This window comes from Pseudomonas purpurea, from assembly GCF_039908635.1.
Classification (GTDB): domain Bacteria; phylum Pseudomonadota; class Gammaproteobacteria; order Pseudomonadales; family Pseudomonadaceae; genus Aquipseudomonas; species Aquipseudomonas purpurea.
On the sequence record NZ_CP150918.1, the window covers coordinates 1249666 to 1268673 of the forward strand.

General features: G+C 61.4%; 16 protein-coding genes and 1 pseudogene. 10 read left to right on the forward strand and 7 right to left on the reverse strand.

All coding sequences use genetic code 11. The features are described from left to right. Positions 1–195: 195 nt before the first annotated feature. From purL to AABM54_RS05570, 5 genes and pseudogenes are all read left to right on the forward strand, one after another. Positions 196–4093: pseudogene (gene purL, locus AABM54_RS05550) on the forward strand (phosphoribosylformylglycinamidine synthase). Between the two features lie 5 nt (positions 4094–4098). Continuing rightward, positions 4099–4410: a YqfO family protein gene (locus AABM54_RS05555; RefSeq protein WP_347904313.1), complete on the forward strand. Its 312-nt coding sequence runs from the start codon at positions 4099–4101 to the stop codon at positions 4408–4410. A gap of 290 nt (positions 4411–4700) precedes the next feature. Continuing rightward, complete coding sequence (locus AABM54_RS05560) at positions 4701–5270, forward strand: DUF6036 family nucleotidyltransferase (RefSeq protein WP_347904314.1); 570 nt, start codon at positions 4701–4703, stop codon at positions 5268–5270. Further along, the gene (locus AABM54_RS05565; RefSeq protein WP_347904315.1) at positions 5254–5706 is read left to right on the forward strand and encodes a hypothetical protein; all 453 of its coding nucleotides are present in this window, start codon (positions 5254–5256) and stop codon (positions 5704–5706) included. Before AABM54_RS05560 ends, AABM54_RS05565 begins: the two co-directional genes overlap by 17 nt. A gap of 550 nt (positions 5707–6256) precedes the next feature. Next, on the forward strand, positions 6257–6631 hold the full coding sequence (locus AABM54_RS05570) for a DUF6124 family protein (protein WP_347904316.1): 375 nt from the start codon (positions 6257–6259) through the stop codon (positions 6629–6631). A gap of 61 nt (positions 6632–6692) precedes the next feature. Here the strand turns inward: AABM54_RS05570 and nagE are convergent, their stop codons facing one another. From nagE to AABM54_RS05605, 7 genes are all read right to left on the reverse strand, one after another. Beyond that, on the reverse strand, positions 6693–8408 hold the full coding sequence (gene nagE / locus AABM54_RS05575) for an N-acetylglucosamine-specific PTS transporter subunit IIBC (protein ID WP_347904317.1): 1716 nt from the start codon (positions 8406–8408) through the stop codon (positions 6693–6695). 43 nt (positions 8409–8451) lie between these two features. Further along, positions 8452–10968, reverse strand: a complete 2517-nt coding sequence (ptsP, locus tag AABM54_RS05580) for a phosphoenolpyruvate--protein phosphotransferase (RefSeq protein ID WP_347904318.1) — start codon at positions 10966–10968, stop codon at positions 8452–8454. A gap of 24 nt (positions 10969–10992) precedes the next feature. Further along, on the reverse strand, positions 10993–12015 hold the full coding sequence (locus AABM54_RS05585; RefSeq protein ID WP_347904319.1) for an SIS domain-containing protein: 1023 nt from the start codon (positions 12013–12015) through the stop codon (positions 10993–10995). Beyond that, entirely contained in the window at positions 11996–13102 is a 1107-nt protein-coding gene (gene nagA / locus AABM54_RS05590; RefSeq protein ID WP_347904320.1) for an N-acetylglucosamine-6-phosphate deacetylase, read from the reverse strand. Before nagA ends, AABM54_RS05585 begins: the two co-directional genes overlap by 20 nt. 31 nt (positions 13103–13133) lie before the next feature. Continuing rightward, positions 13134–13865: a GntR family transcriptional regulator gene (locus AABM54_RS05595; protein ID WP_347904321.1), complete on the reverse strand. Its 732-nt coding sequence runs from the start codon at positions 13863–13865 to the stop codon at positions 13134–13136. Between the two features lie 456 nt (positions 13866–14321). Continuing rightward, positions 14322–14825 (reverse strand): L,D-transpeptidase family protein, encoded by a 504-nt coding sequence (locus tag AABM54_RS05600; RefSeq protein ID WP_347904322.1) that lies wholly within the window; start codon positions 14823–14825, stop codon positions 14322–14324. Positions 14826–14864: 39 nt separating this feature from the next. Beyond that, positions 14865–15416, reverse strand: coding sequence for an NUDIX hydrolase (locus AABM54_RS05605; protein WP_347904323.1), 552 nt, complete (start codon positions 15414–15416; stop codon positions 14865–14867). Between the two features lie 146 nt (positions 15417–15562). Here AABM54_RS05605 and AABM54_RS05610 point away from each other — a divergent pair, with 146 nt between their 5' ends. From AABM54_RS05610 to purT, 5 genes are all read left to right on the forward strand, one after another. Beyond that, a complete protein-coding gene (locus AABM54_RS05610) occupies positions 15563–16162 on the forward strand; it encodes a CoA pyrophosphatase (protein ID WP_347904324.1) in 600 nt (199 codons plus the stop codon). 70 nt (positions 16163–16232) lie between these two features. After that, positions 16233–16757 (forward strand): gamma carbonic anhydrase family protein, encoded by a 525-nt coding sequence (locus AABM54_RS05615; protein ID WP_347904325.1) that lies wholly within the window; start codon positions 16233–16235, stop codon positions 16755–16757. Further along, entirely contained in the window at positions 16754–16969 is a 216-nt protein-coding gene (locus tag AABM54_RS05620; RefSeq protein WP_347904326.1) for a DUF1289 domain-containing protein, read from the forward strand. Before AABM54_RS05615 ends, AABM54_RS05620 begins: the two co-directional genes overlap by 4 nt. 209 nt (positions 16970–17178) lie before the next feature. Further along, positions 17179–17646, forward strand: coding sequence for a preQ0 transporter (locus AABM54_RS05625; RefSeq protein ID WP_347904327.1), 468 nt, complete (start codon positions 17179–17181; stop codon positions 17644–17646). A 96-nt stretch (positions 17647–17742) separates the two neighbouring features. Beyond that, a complete protein-coding gene (gene purT, locus AABM54_RS05630; protein ID WP_347904328.1) occupies positions 17743–18924 on the forward strand; it encodes a formate-dependent phosphoribosylglycinamide formyltransferase in 1182 nt (393 codons plus the stop codon). The last annotated feature ends 84 nt before the right edge of the window (positions 18925–19008 follow it).

A 19008-nucleotide genomic window follows, 5' to 3' on the forward strand; every position in this document is an offset into this window, starting at 1 on the left:
GGAATGGGCGTTCAGCCCTTTGTATGACACTTCAAATAACCCTTCGCACTGACCTCAATTGCCTCTGGTTATAGGCTCTGGCCCCCCGGCCGACGTTCGGCCGCAGCCAGGCGTAGCGTTTCGAGTGATGTCGCGGGCGGTTTAGGCTAGAATGCACGGCCTCAAAGCACACCCCTTCCCGAGGCTGTCCCGAAGATGTTGATCCTGCGCGGCGCTCCTGCCCTTTCTGCCTTTCGCCACAGCAAACTCCTTGAGCAACTGAGCCAAAAGGTTCCGGCTGTCACTGGCTTGTATGCTGAATTCGCTCACTTCGCCGAAGTCACCGGCGTCCTGACCGGCGATGAACAGCAGGTGCTTGCGCGCCTTCTGAAGTACGGTCCAAGCGTTCCGGTACAAGAGCCGACCGGCCGTCTGTTCCTGGTGTTGCCGCGGTTTGGCACCATCTCGCCATGGTCGAGCAAGGCCAGCGACATCGCCCGCAACTGTGGCCTGGCGAAAATCCAGCGCCTGGAGCGCGGTATCGCTTTCTACGTGACCGGTGAATTCACCGACGCGCAGGCCCAGTTGATCGCCGACGGTCTGCACGACCGCATGACCCAGATCGTGCTGGAAAACCTCGAGCTGGCGGCTGGGCCTGTTCAGTCACTCCGAGCCCAAGCCGCTCACCGCCATCGACGTGTTGGGTGGCGGTCGCGCCGCGCTGGAAAAAGCCAACGTCGAACTGGGCCTGGCCCTGGCCGAAGACGAGATCGACTACCTGGTCAACGCCTTCATCGGCTTGAAGCGCAACCCGCACGACATCGAACTGATGATGTTCGCCCAGGCGAACTCCGAGCACTGCCGCCACAAGATCTTCAACGCCAGTTGGGACATCGACGGCCAGAGCCAGGAAAAAAGCCTGTTCGGCATGATCAAGAACACCTACGTGATGCACAGCGAAGGCGTTCTGTCGGCTTATAAGGACAACGCTTCGGTGATCGTCGGCAACGTGGCCGGCCGTTTCTTCCCGGACCCTGAAACCCGCCAGTACGGCGCGGTGCAGGAACCGGTGCACATCCTGATGAAAGTCGAAACTCACAACCACCCGACCGCGATTGCCCCGTTCCCGGGCGCATCCACCGGTTCCGGTGGCGAGATTCGCGACGAAGGCGCCACCGGTCGCGGCGCCAAGCCGAAGGCTGGCCTGACCGGTTTTACCGTGTCCAACCTGCAAATCCCGGGCTTCGAACAGCCGTGGGAAGTGCCGTACGGCAAGCCTGAGCGCATCGTCACCGCGCTGGACATCATGATCGAAGGCCCATTGGGCGGCGCCGCATTCAACAATGAATTCGGCCGCCCGGCGCTGACCGGTTACTTCCGTACCTTCGAACAATCGATCACCACCCCGCGTGGCGATGAAGTGCGCGGTTACCACAAGCCGATCATGTTGGCTGGCGGCATGGGCAACATCCGCGCCGAACACGTACAGAAAGGCGAAATTCTCGTTGGCTCCAAGCTGATCGTGCTCGGCGGCCCGGCGATGCTGATCGGCCTGGGCGGCGGCGCGGCTTCCTCCATGGCCACCGGCACCAGCTCGGCCGACCTGGACTTTGCTTCGGTACAACGCGAAAACCCGGAAATGGAACGCCGTTGCCAGGAAGTCATCGACCGTTGCTGGCAGTTGGGTGAACACAACCCGATCAGCTTCATCCACGACGTGGGTGCGGGCGGCCTGTCCAACGCCTTCCCGGAACTGGTCAACGACGGCGACCGTGGTGGCCGTTTCGAACTGCGCAACATTCCAAACGACGAGCCGGGCATGGCCCCGCACGAAATCTGGAGCAACGAATCCCAGGAACGCTACGTTCTGGCGGTCGGCCCTGCCGACTTCGAACGTTTCAAAGCGATCTGCGAACGTGAGCGTTGCCCGTTCGCCGTCGTCGGCGAAGCCACTGCCGAGCCGCAACTGACGGTCACCGACAGCCACTTCGGCAACAGCCCGGTGGACATGCCACTCGAAGTGCTGCTGGGCAAAGCCCCGCGCATGCACCGTTCGGCCGTTCGTGAAAGCGAACTGGGCGACGACTTCGACCCGTCGACGCTTGCGATTGCCGACTGCGTCGAGCGCGTTCTGCATCACCCGGCTGTCGCGAGCAAAAGCTTCCTCATCACCATCGGCGACCGCACCATCACAGGCCTGGTGGCCCGTGACCAAATGGTTGGCCCGTGGCAGGTTCCGGTGGCCGACGTTGCCGTCACCGCCACCAGTTTCGACGTTTACACCGGTGAAGCCATGGCGATGGGCGAGCGTACTCCGCTGGCCTTGCTGGACGCCCCGGCGTCGGGCCGCATGGCTATCGGCGAAACCCTGACCAACATCGCCGCCTCGCGCATCAACAAGATCTCCGACATCAAACTGTCGGCGAACTGGATGTCGGCGGCCGGTCACCCGGGCGAAGACGCGCGTCTGTACGACACCGTCAAAGCGGTCGGCATGGAACTGTGCCCGGAACTGGGCATCACCATTCCGGTGGGCAAGGACTCGATGTCCATGGCCACGCGCTGGAACGACGAAGGCGTGGACAAGAGCGTGACCTCGCCGCTGTCGCTGATCGTGACCGGTTTCGCGCCAGTGGCTGATATCCGTCAGACCCTGACCCCGCAACTGCGCATGGACAAGGGCACCACTGACCTGATCCTGATCGACCTGGGCCGTGGCCAGAACCGCATGGGCGCCTCGATCCTGGCACAGGTTCACGGCAAGCTCGGCAATCAGGCGCCGGACGTCGACGACGCCGAAGACCTGAAAGCCTTCTTCGCCGTGATCCAGGGCCTCAACGCCGACGGCCACCTGCTGGCTTACCACGACCGTTCCGATGGTGGTTTGCTGACCAGCGTTGTGGAAATGGCCTTCGCCGGCCACTGCGGCCTGAGCCTGAACCTCGACGGCCTGGCGGAAACCTCGGCCGACATCGCCGCGATCCTGTTCAACGAAGAACTGGGCGCCGTGATCCAGGTTCGTCAGGACGCCACCCCGGACATCCTCGCGCAGTTCAGCGCTGCTGGCCTGGGCGACTGCGTGTCGGTGATCGGTCAGCCGATCAACAACGGCGAGATCAGCATCACCTTCAACGGCGAAACCGTGTTCGAAGGTCAGCGTCGTCTGCTGCAACGTCAGTGGGCTGAAACCAGCTACCAGATCCAGCGCCTGCGTGATAACGCCGACTGCGCCGAGCAAGAGTTCGACGTGCTGCTGGAAGAAGACAACCCGGGCCTGAGCGTCAAGCTCAGCTACGACGTCAACCAGGACATCGCCGCGCCTTACATCAAAAAAGGCATTCGCCCACAGGTTGCCGTGCTGCGTGAGCAGGGCGTCAACGGTCAGGTGGAAATGGCGGCCGCGTTCGACCGCGCCGGTTTCAACGCGATCGACGTGCACATGAGCGACATTCTGGCCGGCCGTGTTGACCTGAACGAGTTCAAAGGTCTGGTGGCGTGCGGCGGTTTCTCCTACGGCGACGTACTGGGTGCCGGTGAAGGCTGGGCCAAATCGGCCCTGTTCAACAGCCGCGCTCGCGATGCGTTCCAGGGTTTCTTCGAGCGTACCGACAGTTTCACCCTTGGCGTGTGCAACGGTTGCCAGATGATGTCCAACCTGCACGAGCTGATCCCGGGCAGCGAGTTCTGGCCGCACTTCGTGCGTAACCGCTCCGAGCAGTTTGAAGCCCGCGTGGCCATGGTTCAGGTTCAGGAGTCGAACTCGATCTTCCTGCAAGGCATGGCCGGTTCGCGCATGCCAATCGCCATCGCGCACGGTGAAGGTCATGCCGAGTTCGAAAGCGAAGAAGCGTTGCTGGAAGCCGATCTGTCGGGTTGCGTGGCGATGCGTTTCGTCGACAACCACGGCAAGGTCACCGAGCGTTACCCGGCCAACCCGAACGGTTCGCCGCGCGGGATCACCGGCCTGACCAGCCGTGACGGTCGTGTGACCATCATGATGCCGCACCCGGAGCGGGTATTCCGCGCGGTGCAGAACTCATGGCGTTCGGAAGACTGGAACGAAGACGCACCTTGGATGCGTATGTTCCGTAACGCTCGTGTGTGGGTGAACTAAGCGCTGTGTACAAGCTCAGCTTTTTTGTTCCTCAGAGCCATGTTGAGGTGGTCAAGCAGGCTGTGTTCGCTGCCGGTGGTGGGCGAATCGGTTTGTATGACCACTGTGCGTGGCAGGTGCTCGGGTTGGGTCAGTTTCGTCCTTTGGACGGCAGTCAGCCGTTTATTGGGGAGGCGGGCCAGGTCGAGCAGGTGGAGGAGTGGAAGGTTGAGCTGGTGGTCAGCGATGAGTTGATTCGTGCTGTGGTGATGGCGCTGAAGCAGAGCCATCCCTATGAGACACCGGCTTACGAGGTGTGGCGGTTGGAGGATTTCTGATCTTCCCGCCGTTGAAATGAGAAACCCGCAGAACCGTTATTGGTTCTGCGGGTTTTTTTATGGCGAGGTGGCCTGACAGCCGACTTATATATTGCAGTGGGAAAATCCATTGGCTGCTTAGAGGCCTTACCGCTGGCGAAAGGTTCTCCTGCTGTTTACTCTGCGTAGAGCCATTACAAGCACAGCTGCACCGCACCAGATCAGTATTTGAGGTTCAAAAATGGAAATTACCGGACGTAATCACTCCTCGAGTCAATACGAGCACGGCGCTGGGACAGGCTTTGATTTCGATGTTCAAGTCCGTCGAAGCGGAGTTGGAGCTTGAAGGCGCAGAGTCAGGGGCGGTCAAAGTCATCGTGTTCGGTGGGTGCGCAGTTCACCTCTACACAAATCATCGTGTTTCCACAGACGTTGATGCCGAGATTTATTACGCTAATGTCCCTGAAGGCCTCCACCTTCAAACCTTGCTTGCAGAGGTTCCTGAGCAATTTCTCGATGAGCGATCCGGTCGATTGATGGAGTTGAACTACGATCTTCAATACAACACAAGCTTTGGTCCCATTCACGAGGACTACTGGGAGCGGAGTCTTCCTCTTGTAGAGTTCCCAGTTGAGTCTCCGCTGCACCTCCATATTGCTGCGCCTATCGATATTGCAATCTCCAAATTGGGTAGAGCCACGGATCAGGACATTAGCGATATCATGGCGCTGCTCAGGGCTGGCTTCATACTGACCGCCGAGCTCCGTCGACTGGCATTGCAGGCGATTGATGTGTATGTTGGCAACAAAGAGCCACCAACATCCGTTCTTACGAATATTTTGCAGGACTACTTGGAGAATATAGATGGCGAAGCCTCTTAACGGCCACGTCCTCTCATCCGCCTTGGACAGACTGGTCAAAAACCCTTTAAATCAAGCAGATGACGCTGCGCTTGTGAGCGCAGCCAAAGCTGTTTGGTACTCGAACTCGAACCTTGTGAGTGAAGCCAAAGCTTTTCTGAGCTGCCACACCAACGAGGTTGAGGTTCGTCGCGCAGGCTACTTGCTCGAGCGGTTCACCCGTTTCTCATGCGTGTCTGATAATCGCGTGTCGGAAACCTTCAACGCCCTAGAGCTTTTTTCACGCTCGACTCTCAAGCAAGATGTGAAGCCGCAAGCAGCTGTTTCGCTTCGCAGACGCCGTGATGAACTTGCCGCTTCTTGGGGGCTGAGTGAAGGTCTTGGTCTTAAGGCTCAAACACTTATGCCTTTCCAGACACGGCATTACGAGGCTGAGCAACGCGCAACGTTTGCCTGAGCCCAAGCAGCATTACAATAACCCGGCCTAGGTCGGGTTTTTGTTGTCCGCGCTAAAGTACACGCGGCTCCCTTGTGGGAGCCGAGCTTGCTCGCGATGGCGGCCTTACAGTCGACGATATTTATTTGGAGCTGCCGCAGGCTCGGGCCGCGTTCGGATGATCTTTTGATCTTGCTCGATCGTTCCTACTTTATTGGGGGTTGTGTAATGCCCGTAGGAAGAGGCTTGAACTCGGTGACAGCATCACGAGTAACGTAGAAATTTCCGACATGTCTTTCAGGTTGCCGCTCGGAAGGGCGGCGTCTAGCCTTTGAACGTCGCTGCCAATTCAGCGATCGGGCGTCGCGGCCCGTTAACTTGATGCATAATCGTTCGCTCCAATAACTGGCATCTTCACTGTGCTTGTTGTTTGGTGTCATGGTGGCTGTGCGCGGGATACCTTCGGGTATGCCGGGTTCCAAGTTCTCGGTCCGCGAACCTGCGTACAGCTGCCACCTTCCTTCGCGTCGCGGCGATCAGTGGCGGCTCCATTCAAACTTGGAGTTCCACCATGATTAAAGACAGTCCAAATCCCCCCGAAACCGACGACGTCTCCCCCTACCAATCCCTCGATTCAAAAAAGCTCCATGCCGCCGCCCACCGCGCCCTCGATCACTACCTGACGCCGCCCGGCAATCGCCATGCGTTGCCTGATCGGCGCCCCGGTACGATTTTCATGATTGTCCCCGGTGTCGAGTCCGAAAGCCTGCTGGCCCATGCCTGTGAAACCCTGGCGTCGGCCAATGTCATGGCCAGTGATCTGGCGTTCGACCTGACCGGCCCTGCGTGCAACATGGCACTGGCGATTCAGCAGATGATTTCCCTGGCGCAGTTGTCGGTGAACCGCGTGCTGGATCAGCTCGATCCGCCCGACTCGGCAGAGTAACGGGCAGCAAAAAAACGCTGGGCCGAAAACGGTCAGCGGTTTTTTGTTGGGCGATGACGATTTAAACCTTGGCACTGACCTCACTACGATTCACCAACCCTTCAAGCGCCTCACTCAAACTCGCTGCGTTGTCGCCGATCAGCAGGTGCCACACGCCGCCGTCCAAGGCACTCACACCCTGGCAGCCCAACGCCTTGAGTTGGTGTTCCGACAAGGCTTTGCCGTCCGCCAGTTGCAGGCGAATCCGGGTCATGGCCACGCAGTCCAGTTGCAACACGTTGTCGCTGCCGCCCAGGGCGCTCAGCCATTTGTGGGCCAGCGAGGTGGACACCGGCGTTACTTCAGGCTCTGCCTCGGCAACCACAGCGGCAGCTGCGACGACTTTGCCGGCCGTGGGCAGCGCATGCCGAATCTCGTCGGCGATGCTGTCGGCCAGTGGCCCGACCACGACTTGCAAACTGCCGCCCTTGCCGGGACGAACCACGGCCATGGCGCCCAGCGCCTTCAAGTCCGCGTCCGAGGCCTTGTTGCGATCCACCATGTCCAGCCGCAGCCGTGTCGTACAAGCGCCGACCGTGATCAGGTTCTCGGCGCCGCCCAGTGCCTTGATGTAGGCCCCGGCCCGTTCGTTCTCGGCGATGAGCGTTTTCTCACCGACCACGATGTCTTCGCGCCCCGGGGTTTTCAGGTTGAAGCGGCGGATGCAGAAGTCGAACACCACGTAGTAGATCACCGCATACGCCAGGCCCACCGGAAGCACCAGCCAGCCGTTGGTGGACTTGCCCCAACCGAGGATCATGTCGATGAAGCCGCCGGAGAAGGTAAAGCCCAAATGAATGTTCAGCGCGTTGGTGACCGCCAGCGACAGGCCGGTCAGCAGGGCGTGCAGCACAAAGAGCAACGGTGCGAGGAACATGAAGGCAAATTCGACCGGTTCGGTAACGCCGGTCAGGAACGAGGTCAGGGCCATCGACAGGAAGATCCCGCCCATCACCTTGCGTCGCTCCGGCAGGGCGTTGCGGTACATCGCCAGGCACGCGGCTGGCAGGCCGAACAGCATCATCGGGAACATGCCGGTGGTGAATTGGCCGCCCTTCGGGTCGCCCGCAAAGTAGCGCGAGATGTCACCGGTCACCAGTGCGCCCGTGGTCGGGTCGATGAAGTTGCCGAAGACGAACCACGCCATGTTGTTGATGATGTGGTGCAGGCCGGTGACGATCAGCAGGCGGTTGAGCGTGCCGAAGATGAAGGCGCCGATGGGGCCGCTGTCGAGCATCATTGCGCCGAAGCTGTTGATGCCGTGCTGGATCGGCGGCCAGATCAAACCGAAGATCACGCCCAGTCCCACGGCGGCGAACCCGGTGATGATTGGCACGAAGCGCCGGCCGCCGAAGAACGCCAGGTATTCGGGCAGCTTGATGTCCTTGAAGCGGTTGTACAGCGCGCCGGCCGTCAGGCCGCTGACGATCCCGGCGAGCATGCCCATGTTGATGCTCGCGTCGAGCGCCTTGAGCGTGGAGATCATCACCAGGTAACCAATGACCCCGGCGAGGCCTGCGGTGCCGTTGTTGTCCCTGGCGAAACCGACTGCGATGCCGATGGCGAAGATCATCGCCAGGTTGGCGAAGATTACCTGCCCAGCGTCGTGGATGATCGCGATGTTCAGCAGGTCGGTGTCGCCGAGCCGCAGCAACAGGCCGGCAATCGGCAGGATCGCGATGGGCAGCATCAGCGCCCGTCCGAGACGCTGCAAGCCTTCGATGAAGAGTTGGTACATGGCAGTTCTCCCTGTGTTCTTTTTGTTTTAGCGCTGTTGTTATTCAGCTCAGAGGCCAATGTTGATGACAGGCATTACGTACCGCGGCTGCGCTGCTCAGGTTGAGCAGGGTGGTGCTCAGGCGCCGGCATTCGCTGGCGTCCAGTTGGCGGACCCGTTCCTTGATTTCGCCGACCTGGGGCGGGCTGACCGATAGTTCACTGATGCCCAGGCCGATCAGCACCGGGGTGGCCAATGGATCGGAGGCCAGCGCCCCGCACACGCCGACCCAGCGCTGATGTCTGGCGGCACCGGCGCAGGTCTGGGCGATCAGCCGCAACAGCGCCGGGTGCAAGGCATCGACCCGGGCGGCGAGGCCTGCATGGTCGCGGTCCATGGCCAGGGTGTACTGGGACAGGTCGTTGGTGCCGATGGACAGGAAGTCCGCGTGCTCGGCCAGTTGCTCGGCAAGCAGCGCGGCGGCGGGGACTTCGATCATCACGCCCAGCTCCGGGCGTTGGGTCAGTTGCAGCTCGGCGCACAAAGCATCGAGGCGCTGGCGGATGTGCAGCAACTCATCCACTTCGCTGACCATTGGCAGCAGAATCCGGCAGCGCTGCAACGGGCTGACCTGCAACAGCGCCCGCAGTTGTTGGTCGAGGAGTTCCGGGCGTACCTGCGCCAGACGAATCCCGCGCAGGCCCAGCACCGGATTGGCTTCGGCGGGCAGAGGCAGGTAGTCGAGCTGTTTGTCGCCGCCGACGTCGATGGTGCGGATGATCACCGACTTGTCGCCCATGGCATCGAGCACGGCTTGATAGGACTGGCGCTGCTCTTGCTCGTCCGGCGCGGTCTGGCGATCGACGAACAGAAACTCGGTGCGCAGCAGGCCGACGCCATCGGCGCCACCTTTCAAGGCGTCGGCGGCTTCGCTGCTGGACGCGACGTTGGCCGCGACTTCGATGCGCAGGCCATCGCGGGTGTGCGCCGGTTTGTGGGCTTGCGCTTGCTGACGCTCGCGACGTTGCAGGTGTTCACGTTGGGCCTGCGCCACTTGTTCCAGACGGTCGCTGTCGGGTGTCAGTTCAAGGCGTCCGCCGTCCGCGTCCAGCACCACCGACTGGCCTTGCGGTTGATCAAGCAGCGATGAGCCGAGGGCGACGATGCACGGCAGGCCTTTGCCCCGGGCAAGAATGGCCACGTGGGACGTCGCGCCGCCCTCGGCCATGCACAGCCCCGCGACGCCTTGCAGGCTCAGTTGCAGCAAGTCGGAGGGCGTCAGTTCATGGGCGGCGACGATGGCCCCGGCCGGTACGTCGTAGTGCCAATCCTGCCCGAGCAAGCCCCGCAGCACGCGCTGCTTGAGGTCGCGCAGGTCGTTGGCGCGCTCGGCCAGCAGCGGGTTGCCGAGGGTTTGCAGAACCTCGCACTGGACCTCGATCGACTGGCTCCAGGCGTGGGTCGCGGCGCTGCCCTGATCGATGGACTGGCTGGCCGCGTCGAGCAGCGCCGGGTCTTCGAGCAGGGCGAGGTGGGCGGCGAAGATCTGTTCTTCGTCGGTGTGCTTGTGCTTTTTGGCGTGGGCGAGGGTGGCGCGGATTTCGCCACGCACGTGCTCCAGGGCCCGGTCCAGCGCTTGAAGTTGTTCTTCGGCGTTGTGGTTGCCGGTGTCGTCGGGCAGGTGGATGGCGGCCAGTTGGAACAACGGCCCGCCGATCAGCCCCGGCGCGGCGCACACGCCGTGCAACACGCCTGCTTCAGCAACGCGAGGGCGCAGGGCAATTGGCGTCGGTGCGGCGCTGTGAGAGTCGTCGTTGACCGCTGTGGACAGCGCGTTGAGCAAGGCGTGCAGCGCCGCGTCGGCGTCTGCACCACGGCAACTGACCTGAACCTCGTCCTGCTCGCCAATCCCCAAACCCATCAACCCGATCAGGCTGTCGCACGGCGCCGATTTACCCGCGAAATGCAGCCGTGATTGGCTGGTGAACAGCTGCGCGGTCTGGCGAATCAGCGCTGCCGGCCGCGCATGCAGGCCACCACGGTGGTTGATGCGGACCTGCCCGTGGACTTCGCAGGTCGAGTGATCCGCTTCGGCCTGTGCGCCGTTCGCGGCTCTTGGCACGATGTGCAGCAGCGGCTCGCCGACCTTGACCGATTTAAGGGTGATGGGGAGTACCTGAAAGTCCTCACTGTTGGTCAGGATCAGCAGGCTGACCAGGCTTTTGCAGCCCTGGGCAACCTTGTCCAGGTCAAAGCGCAGCAGCGCCTGGCCATTGCTGACGCGGGTGCCTTCCTTGACCAGCATCGAGAACCCTTCGCCCTGCATCTCGACGGTGTCCAGGCCCAGGTGCAGCAGCAGTTCGGCGCCATTGTCGGCGCGCAGGGTCACGGCGTGGCCGGTGCGGGCGACATGCACCACCACTCCGGCACACGGCGCGTGCAAGGTGTTGTTGAGCGGGTCGATGGCGATCCCGTCACCCATGGCGCCGCTGGCGAACACCGGGTCGGGCACCTTGGCGAGCGTCAGCACCGGGCCGCTGAGCGGGGCGCTGAGAGTCAGGTCTTTATTGTTGTTATGCATGGCTCGGTACTCGATTCGGGCGCGTTAGTGGGTGCGGGTCACTTTGCTCAGGTGACGCGGCTGGTCCGGGTCCATGCCGCGTGCCTCGGCGAGGCCGGCAGCCATGACGTAGAAACTCTGGATCGCCAGGATCGGGTCCAGCGCCGGATGTTCGGCGCGGCTCAGCGTCAGGTCGCGTTCGGTCACGTCATCCGGGGCGGCCAGCAACACACGAGCACCGCGCTGGCGCATTTCGGCCGCGAGGCTCAGCAGGCCAGCCTGTTCGGCACCGCGCGGGGCGAATACCAGCAGCGGGTAGTTGTCGTTAATCAGTGCCATGGGCCCGTGTTTCACTTCGGCGCTGCTGAAGGCTTCGGCCTGGATCGCCGAGGTTTCCTTGAGTTTGAGCGCCGCTTCCTGGGCGATGGCGAACCCGGCGCCACGGCCGATCACCATCAACCGTTGGCAATCACGCAAGACGTCGATGGCCAGGCTCCAGTCCTGTTTCGCGGCGTCGCGCAGGCCTTCGGGCAAGGCGAGGCCGGCCTCCAGCAACTCGGGGTCCTGCCTCCAGTGGGCAATCAACCGTGCGCTGGCGCTGAGGGTGGCGATGAAGCTTTTGGTCGCGGCGACGCTGCTTTCGGTCCCGGCACACAGTGGCAGGCTGAATTCGCACGCGGCCTCCAGTGGCGAGTTTTCGGCGTTGACCATGGAGATGCTCAGGGCACCGCGTTTGCGCAACAGGCGCAGGCTGTTGACCAGATCCGGGCTCTGGCCGGACTGCGAGAACGCAAATGCCACCTGGCCACTGACCTTCAGCGGTGCCTGTTGCATGGTCACCACCGACATCGGCAGCGATGCCACCGGAACGCCCACGTGCTGCATGGTCAGGTAGGCGAAGTAGCTCGCGGCGTGATCGGAGCTGCCACGGGCGACGGTCATTACCACTTGGGGTGGCTGACGGTTGAGGCGCCCGGCAATCTCGATCATCTGTGGGTCGAGTTGCTGCAACTGGGTTTCGACGGCTTTGTACGAGGACAACGCCTCTTCAAGCATTTTTGAAGTCAATGTCTTCTCCTTCGACCATCACGGCGGTCAGTGTGAGTGAGCGATCCAGGCGCACGCAGTCGGCCCAGGCGCCAGGTTGCAGACGGCCGCGCTCGTTGAGGCCGAGGTAGTCGGCGGGGAATTGCGAAAGACGTTGCGAAGCTTCAGCCAGTGGCAGGCCGATTTTCACCAGGTTGCGCAGCGCCTGATCCATGGTCAGGGTGCTGCCGGCCAGCGTGCCATCGGGCAGGCGCACGCCGCCCAGGCATTTGGTCACGGTGTGGCTGCCGAGCTTGTATTCACCGTCCGGCATGCCGGCGGCGGCGCTGGAATCGGTGACGCAATACAGGCACGGGATCGAACGCAGGGCCACGCGAATGGCGCCGGGGTGCACGTGCAGCAAGTCCGGGATCAGCTCGGCGTACTTGGCGTGGGCCAGTGCCGCGCCGACGATCCCAGGTTCGCGGTGATGCAGCGGGCTCATGGCGTTGTAGAGGTGGGTGAAACTGGTGGCACCGGCCTCAAGCGCCGCGACACCTTCCTCGTAACTGCCCAGCGTGTGGCCGATCTGCATGCGCACGCCACGCTCGCTCAGGGCGCGGATCAGGTTGTCGTGACCGGCGATTTCCGGGGCGATGGTGATCACCCGGATCGGTGCCAGTGCCATGTAGGCTTCGACTTCGGCCATCAACGCGGTGTGGGCGAAGTTCGGTTGGGCGCCGAGTTTGCCGGGGTTGATGTACGGCCCTTCGAGGTGCACGCCGAGTACCCGGGCGCAACCTTGAGGGCGTAGCTCGCAGAACTCGCCGACCTGTTCCAGTACGCGGGAAATCTCTTCGCTCGGCGCGGTCATGGTGGTGGCCAGCAGCGAGGTGGTGCCGAAGCGCACATGGGTTCTGGTGATGGTTTCGAAGGCTGGCGTGCCTTCCATCAGGTCCCGGCCGCCACCACCGTGGACGTGCAGGTCGATGAAACCCGGCAGCAGGTAAGGCAGGTCGTTGTCCGCCGGGTCGCAGGCCTGACCTTCAATGCGCACGATCTTGCCGTGTTCATGGACCAGTCGGCCGCGAACCCAGCCTTGGGCGGTGAGAATGTTGTCTTCAGACATGAAAGGTTCTCCGGCGTCAGTGACGCAGTTCTTAGCGTCGAAGCTCTGCGACAAAGTCGTAGTAGTCGTTGCGGCAATAGGTGTCGGTGACTTCAATCGGTGTGTTGTCTTCGAGGTAGCCGACCCGGGTCATGCGCAGCATGGCGGTGCCGGGAGCGATGCCCACCAGCGCGGCGAATTCGTCCGAGGCGTTGATTGCCTGGATGTGTTGCAGGGCGCGCACCACCGGTTTGCCGATGCCGTCGAGGTATTCGTACAGCGAGGCACCGATGGCTTGCGGCTGGGCAATGATCGAGGCGGGCAGGGTGCTCATCTCGATGGCCATGACGGTGTCGTCGGCTTTACGCAGGCGCTTGAGGCGCGCGACTTTGTCGTAGGGTGACAGCGCGAGACGGATCAATTCTTCGTGGGTCGGCTGGGTGATTTCCCGTTCCAGCCATTGCGAACTCGGCACAAAGCCCTTGAGGCGAAGCATTTCGCTGAACCCGGAGAGCCGTGACAGCGGTTGTTCCAGGCGTGGCGTGATGAAGGTTCCGGAGCCTTGGCTGCGACGGATCAGGCCTTGTTCGAACAGCACTTCGAGGGCTTTGCGGGCGGTCACGCGGGAGATGTTCAGCGTTTCACTGAGGTTGCGTTCCGACGGCAGCGCCTGCTCGGCTTTCCAGAGGCCGGCATGAATCGCCGCTTCCAGGTTGCGCGCCAGTTGCAGGTACAAAGGCGTGGGTTGGGTGTCGTCAGGGCGCAGGGCCAGGATGTGGTTCATCTGATGAGGTTCCGATGCGGATATTGGAGTGTTGTCGCCCGGTAATGGCGCAAAACTAATACCACTTAAATACCATGTCAACGGCAGTGGTCCGCTCGGGACGAATGAATGCGCATCACGCTGGAGGGCGTTGAGGCGTTGGCTTTGAAGTGGTATTAGGGGAGGGGGAAGTGGCAGTAGAAATCGCAGTCTGCGTCAGTGCCCTGGGCGTGAAGTGGTATTCAGCCCGGGTGATTGGTGACGGCAACAATTTTTTTAATTTATTTTTGATTACGGCTGAAGGTAATGCGGTCGGTAGGCTTTTGTGGCGAGGGGGCTTGCCCCCGCTCGGCTGCGTAGCAGTCGTAAAGTCAGCAAGCGCGGTAAGCCAGATAGAGCAGGGTCGCAGGTTTTAGCACTGCTTCGCAGCGCAACGGGGGCAAGCCCCCTCGCCACAGGTATTAGTGTATTTGAGGGTTACGGGCGGATTTCGATCATCGTGCCGTCGGGCACCAGGCCCCAGATTTCGCGCATGTCGACGTTACGCATGGCAATGCAGCCATCGGTCCAGTCCAGGGTGTGGAAGTACTGCTCGGGGTAGTCTTCGGAATCCGGCGTGCCGTGAATCATGATCATGCCGCCAGGCTCCACGCCTTCGCGGCGCGAACGGGCAGAATCGCTGATGTTCGGGTAGGAGATGTGCATCGCCAGGTTGAAGCGGTCGCTGGTCTTGCGCCAGTCCAGCCAATACAGCCCTTCGGGGGTGCGCTTGTCACCTTCCATCAGTTTTGGGCCGACAGGTTTTTTGCCCAGTGAAATGCGATAGGTCTTGAGGGGCTTGCCGTCATTGATCAGTTGCAACTGATGAGCGGATTTGAGCACCAGCACTTTTTCGATGATTTTGCCGTCCAGGGTTTCTACCGTGGAGGCCTGGGATACAGCAACAAACGACAGGCAGAAGAACGCGAGCAACCAACGCATTGAAACGATATCCCTGAGAGTACGGCGTACTTTTATTGTTTAAGTGATCGCAGGCTGAGCGAGTGGGGGAATGGATTCGCAACGCACCGGAAAATCCTCTGTCCGGCGGTCGGCGAAGAAGCATTCTAGGGTACGACCGACCGTGCGGAAAGCCAGCTCTGACCAAGGGATGTCGGCTTCCTCGAAAAGCTGCACTTCCAGGCTCTCTTCGCCTGCTGCAAAGTCCAGGTCTGCAAGCTCCGCACGAAAGAATACATGCACCTGGCTGATGTGCGGCACGTCGATCAGCGTGTAGAGGTTCAGGTTGCGCACCCGGGCGCAGGCTTCTTCGGCGGTTTCGCGGATGGCGGCCTGTTCGACGGTTTCGCCGTTTTCCATGAAGCCGGCCGGCAAGGTCCAGAAGCCGCGGCGCGGCTCGATGGCGCGTCGGCACAGCAGCACCCGAGTGCCCCAGGTCGGAACGCACCCGGCGACGATATTGGGGTTTTGGTAATGGACGGTGTGGCATGTGTCGCAGACGAACCGCAGGCGCGAATCGCCTTCGGGAATGCGCTGGGAGACCGGGTTACCGCAGTGGCTGCAGAATTTCATGCTGGGATTCCTGAAGGCTGCGCCTATCTTGGCGTGCGGCGGTGTCTGTCGGCAAGTTGTCGTTTAGCGACACGCGGTGGTTCGGGGGTTGGGCGGTCGATGGGTTTGGTGCATGATGCAAGACAGTGAACACATCGAGATCACTCATGCTGGATGAGCTACTGCATCGGGTAAGCAATCACATACCGCGCACGTTGGAAACCGACCGACGTTTCCCGGAGGCCGCGGTGCTGGTGCCGATCACCCGCAGTGAAGAGCCGGAGCTTGTCCTGACCCTGCGTGCCAGCGGGCTCTCGACCCACGGCGGCGAAGTGGCCTTCCCGGGCGGGCGCCGTGATCCCGAGGACCCGGACCTGATCTTCACCGCGCTGCGCGAGGCCGAAGAGGAAATCGGCCTGCCGCCGGGGCTGGTGGAAATCATTGGCCCGCTCAGCCCGTTGATCTCCCTGCATGGCATCAAGGTCACGCCTTACGTCGGGGTGATCCCGAACTTCGTCGAGTACCAGGCCAATGATGCCGAGATTGCCGCGGTGTTCAATGTGCCGCTGGAGTTCTTCCGCAAAGACCCGCGTGAACACACGCACCGCATCGATTACCAGGGCCGTAGCTGGTACGTGCCGAGCTACCGTTATGGCGAATACAAGATCTGGGGCCTGACGGCGATCATGATCGTCGAGTTGATCAACCTGCTCTATGACGCGAAGATCAGCCTGCACCAGCCACCCAAAAGCTTTATCAATATTTGAAGCCATCGCTCGTATGGCGTGAACCTGTTGTTGCAGTTAAAAGCCTGCCTGAGCCGTGAGGACAATAACGATGAAATATCGCCTGGGCGACGCCCGCGTCGACACCCACCCGCAGAGCTGGGTAGCACCCAACGCCGTGCTGGTGGGCAAGGTCAAACTGGAAGAGGGCGCCAACGTCTGGTTCAACGCGGTACTGCGCGGTGACAACGAACTGATCCTGATCGGCAAGAACAGCAACGTGCAGGATGGCACCGTGATGCACACCGACATGGGCTATCCGTTGACCATCGGCACCGGGGTGACCATCGGCCACAACGCCATGTTGCACGGTTGCACAGTGGGCGATTACAGCCTGATCGGTATCAACGCGGTGATCCTCAACGGCGCGAAAATCGGCAAGAACTGCATCATCGGCGCCAACTCGCTGATTGGTGAAGGCAAGGAAATCCCGGACGGTTCGCTGGTCATGGGTTCGCCGGGCAAAGTCGTGCGCGAGCTGACCGAGCCGCAGAAGAAAATGCTCGAAGCCAGCGCCGCCCATTACGTGCATAACTCGCAGCGCTACGCCCGCGATCTGGTCGAGCAGGCAGAATGAACGTCACCGAAAGACCGGTAGCCTCGCCCTGTGTGAGTATTTGCGCGCTGGACGAGCAGGATATCTGTACGGGTTGCCAGCGCACGGTGGAGGAAATAACCCGCTGGAGCCGCATGGACAACGATGAACGTCGCCAGGTGTTGGGGTTGTGTCATGAGCGGGCGAAGTCGAGTGGGTTGGTTTGGATGTTGCCTTCCAAGTCCAGTACCTGAGCCTTATGAGCTTTTGTGGCGAGGGAGCTTGCTCCCGCTGGGCTGCGAAGCAGCCCCAAACCGTATGATGAACTCCATCTGATACACCGCATTCGCTGAACTCAGGGCCGCTTCGCGCCCCAGCGGGAGCAAGCTCCCTCGCCACAGGTTATCTGTGCATCGAAGATGAAGTACCCTGTGCGCCCATCTGACAGGTATCCCCGCGCCCCATGTTCTTCCTGATCGCCTATATTGGCAGCGTCGTGCTGATCAACTACGCCTTTTCCACGGCTCCGCACCTGGACATCATCTGGTCAGCCTGGGGCGGGTTGGTGTTTGTGTTGCGCGACATGGTGCAAATCCGCTTCGGTCACGGCTCGATCATCGCCATGCTGGCGGCGCTGGCGCTGTCTTACATTACGTCCGACCCATCCATCGCCCTGGCCAGCGCCACGGCGTTCGCGGTGTCGGAGTGCATCGACTGGCTGGTGTTCAGCATCACCAAGCGCCCGTTGCATGACCGTTTGTGGATCAGTTCGGCGCTGAGTATTCCGCTGGATACCTTTATCTTTTTCGGCATGATCGATGCCCTGACACCGGGCGTGATCCTGACGGCCCTGGGTTCGAAGTTCGCCGGCGTGACTGCCGTGTGGCTGATCATGGCCTGGCGTTTGCGCAAACAGGCCGTCGTCAGCTGAAGCCAAACCCTCGGGTTCATGTAAAATGCCGCGCTTTCTCCCCATGGGTCGCCCGCTGGGCTGCCCTTGATGATCCGCTCCTTCTGAGGACCTGAGATGACCCGTATCGGAACTCCATTGTCGCCAACCGCGACCCGCGTTTTGCTCTGTGGCTGTGGTGAGTTGGGCAAGGAAGTGGTGATCGAGCTGCAACGCCTGGGCGTTGAAGTGATTGCCGTGGATCGTTACGCCAACGCGCCGGCCATGCAGGTGGCGCATCGCAGCCACGTGATCAACATGCTCGATGGTGCGGCCCTGCGTGCCGTAATCGAAGCCGAGAAGCCGCACTTCATCGTGCCGGAAATCGAAGCCATCGCCACCGCCACGCTGGTCGAGCTGGAAGCCGAAGGCTTCACCGTGATCCCGACCGCTCGCGCTGCGCTGCTGACCATGAATCGTGAAGGCATCCGTCGCCTGGCCGCTGAAGACCTGGACCTGCCGACTTCGCCGTACCACTTCGCCGACACCTTCGAAGACTACCGCAAGGCGGTCGACGATCTGGGCTTCCCGTGCGTGGTCAAGCCGGTCATGAGTTCCTCGGGCAAGGGCCAGAGCCTGTTGCGCAGCGTCGATGACGTGCAGAAGGCCTGGGATTACGCGCAGGAAGGTGGTCGTGCCGGTAAAGGCCGGGTGATCATCGAAGGTTTCATCGACTTCGACTACGAAATCACCTTGCTCACCGTTCGTCATGTCGGCGGCACTACCTTCTGCGCGCCGGTCGGCCATCGTCAGGAGAAGGGCGACTATCAGGAATCCTGGCAGCCGCAAGCCATGAGCCCGATTGCGCTGGCGGAATCCGAGCGTGTGGCCAAAGCCGTGACCGAGGCCCTGGGTGGGCGTGGTCTGTTTGGCGTGGAATTGTTCATCAAGGGCGATCAGGTGTGGTTCAGCGAAGTCTCGCCGCGCCCGCATGACACTGGCCTGGTGACCCTGATTTCTCAGGACCTGTCGCAGTTCGCGTTGCACGCACGCGCAATTCTCGGTTTGCCGATCCCGCTGATCCGTCAGTTCGGCCCGTCGGCGTCGGCAGTGATTCTGGTGGAAGGGCAGTCGACCCAGACCGCATTCGCCAACCTGGGTGCTGCACTGGCCGAGCCGGACACCGCGCTGCGTCTGTTTGGCAAGCCTGAAGTCAACGGTCAGCGCCGCATGGGTGTAGCGTTGGCGCGCGATGAGTCGATTGAAGCGGCTCGCGCCAAAGCAACCCGTGCTTCCCAGGCTGTTGTCGTAGAACTTTAACCGCGTCGCGGCTATCGCGAGCAAGCTCGCTCCCACATTGGATTTGGGTGTACACAAAATCTGTGACCAACCGAGAATCCTGTG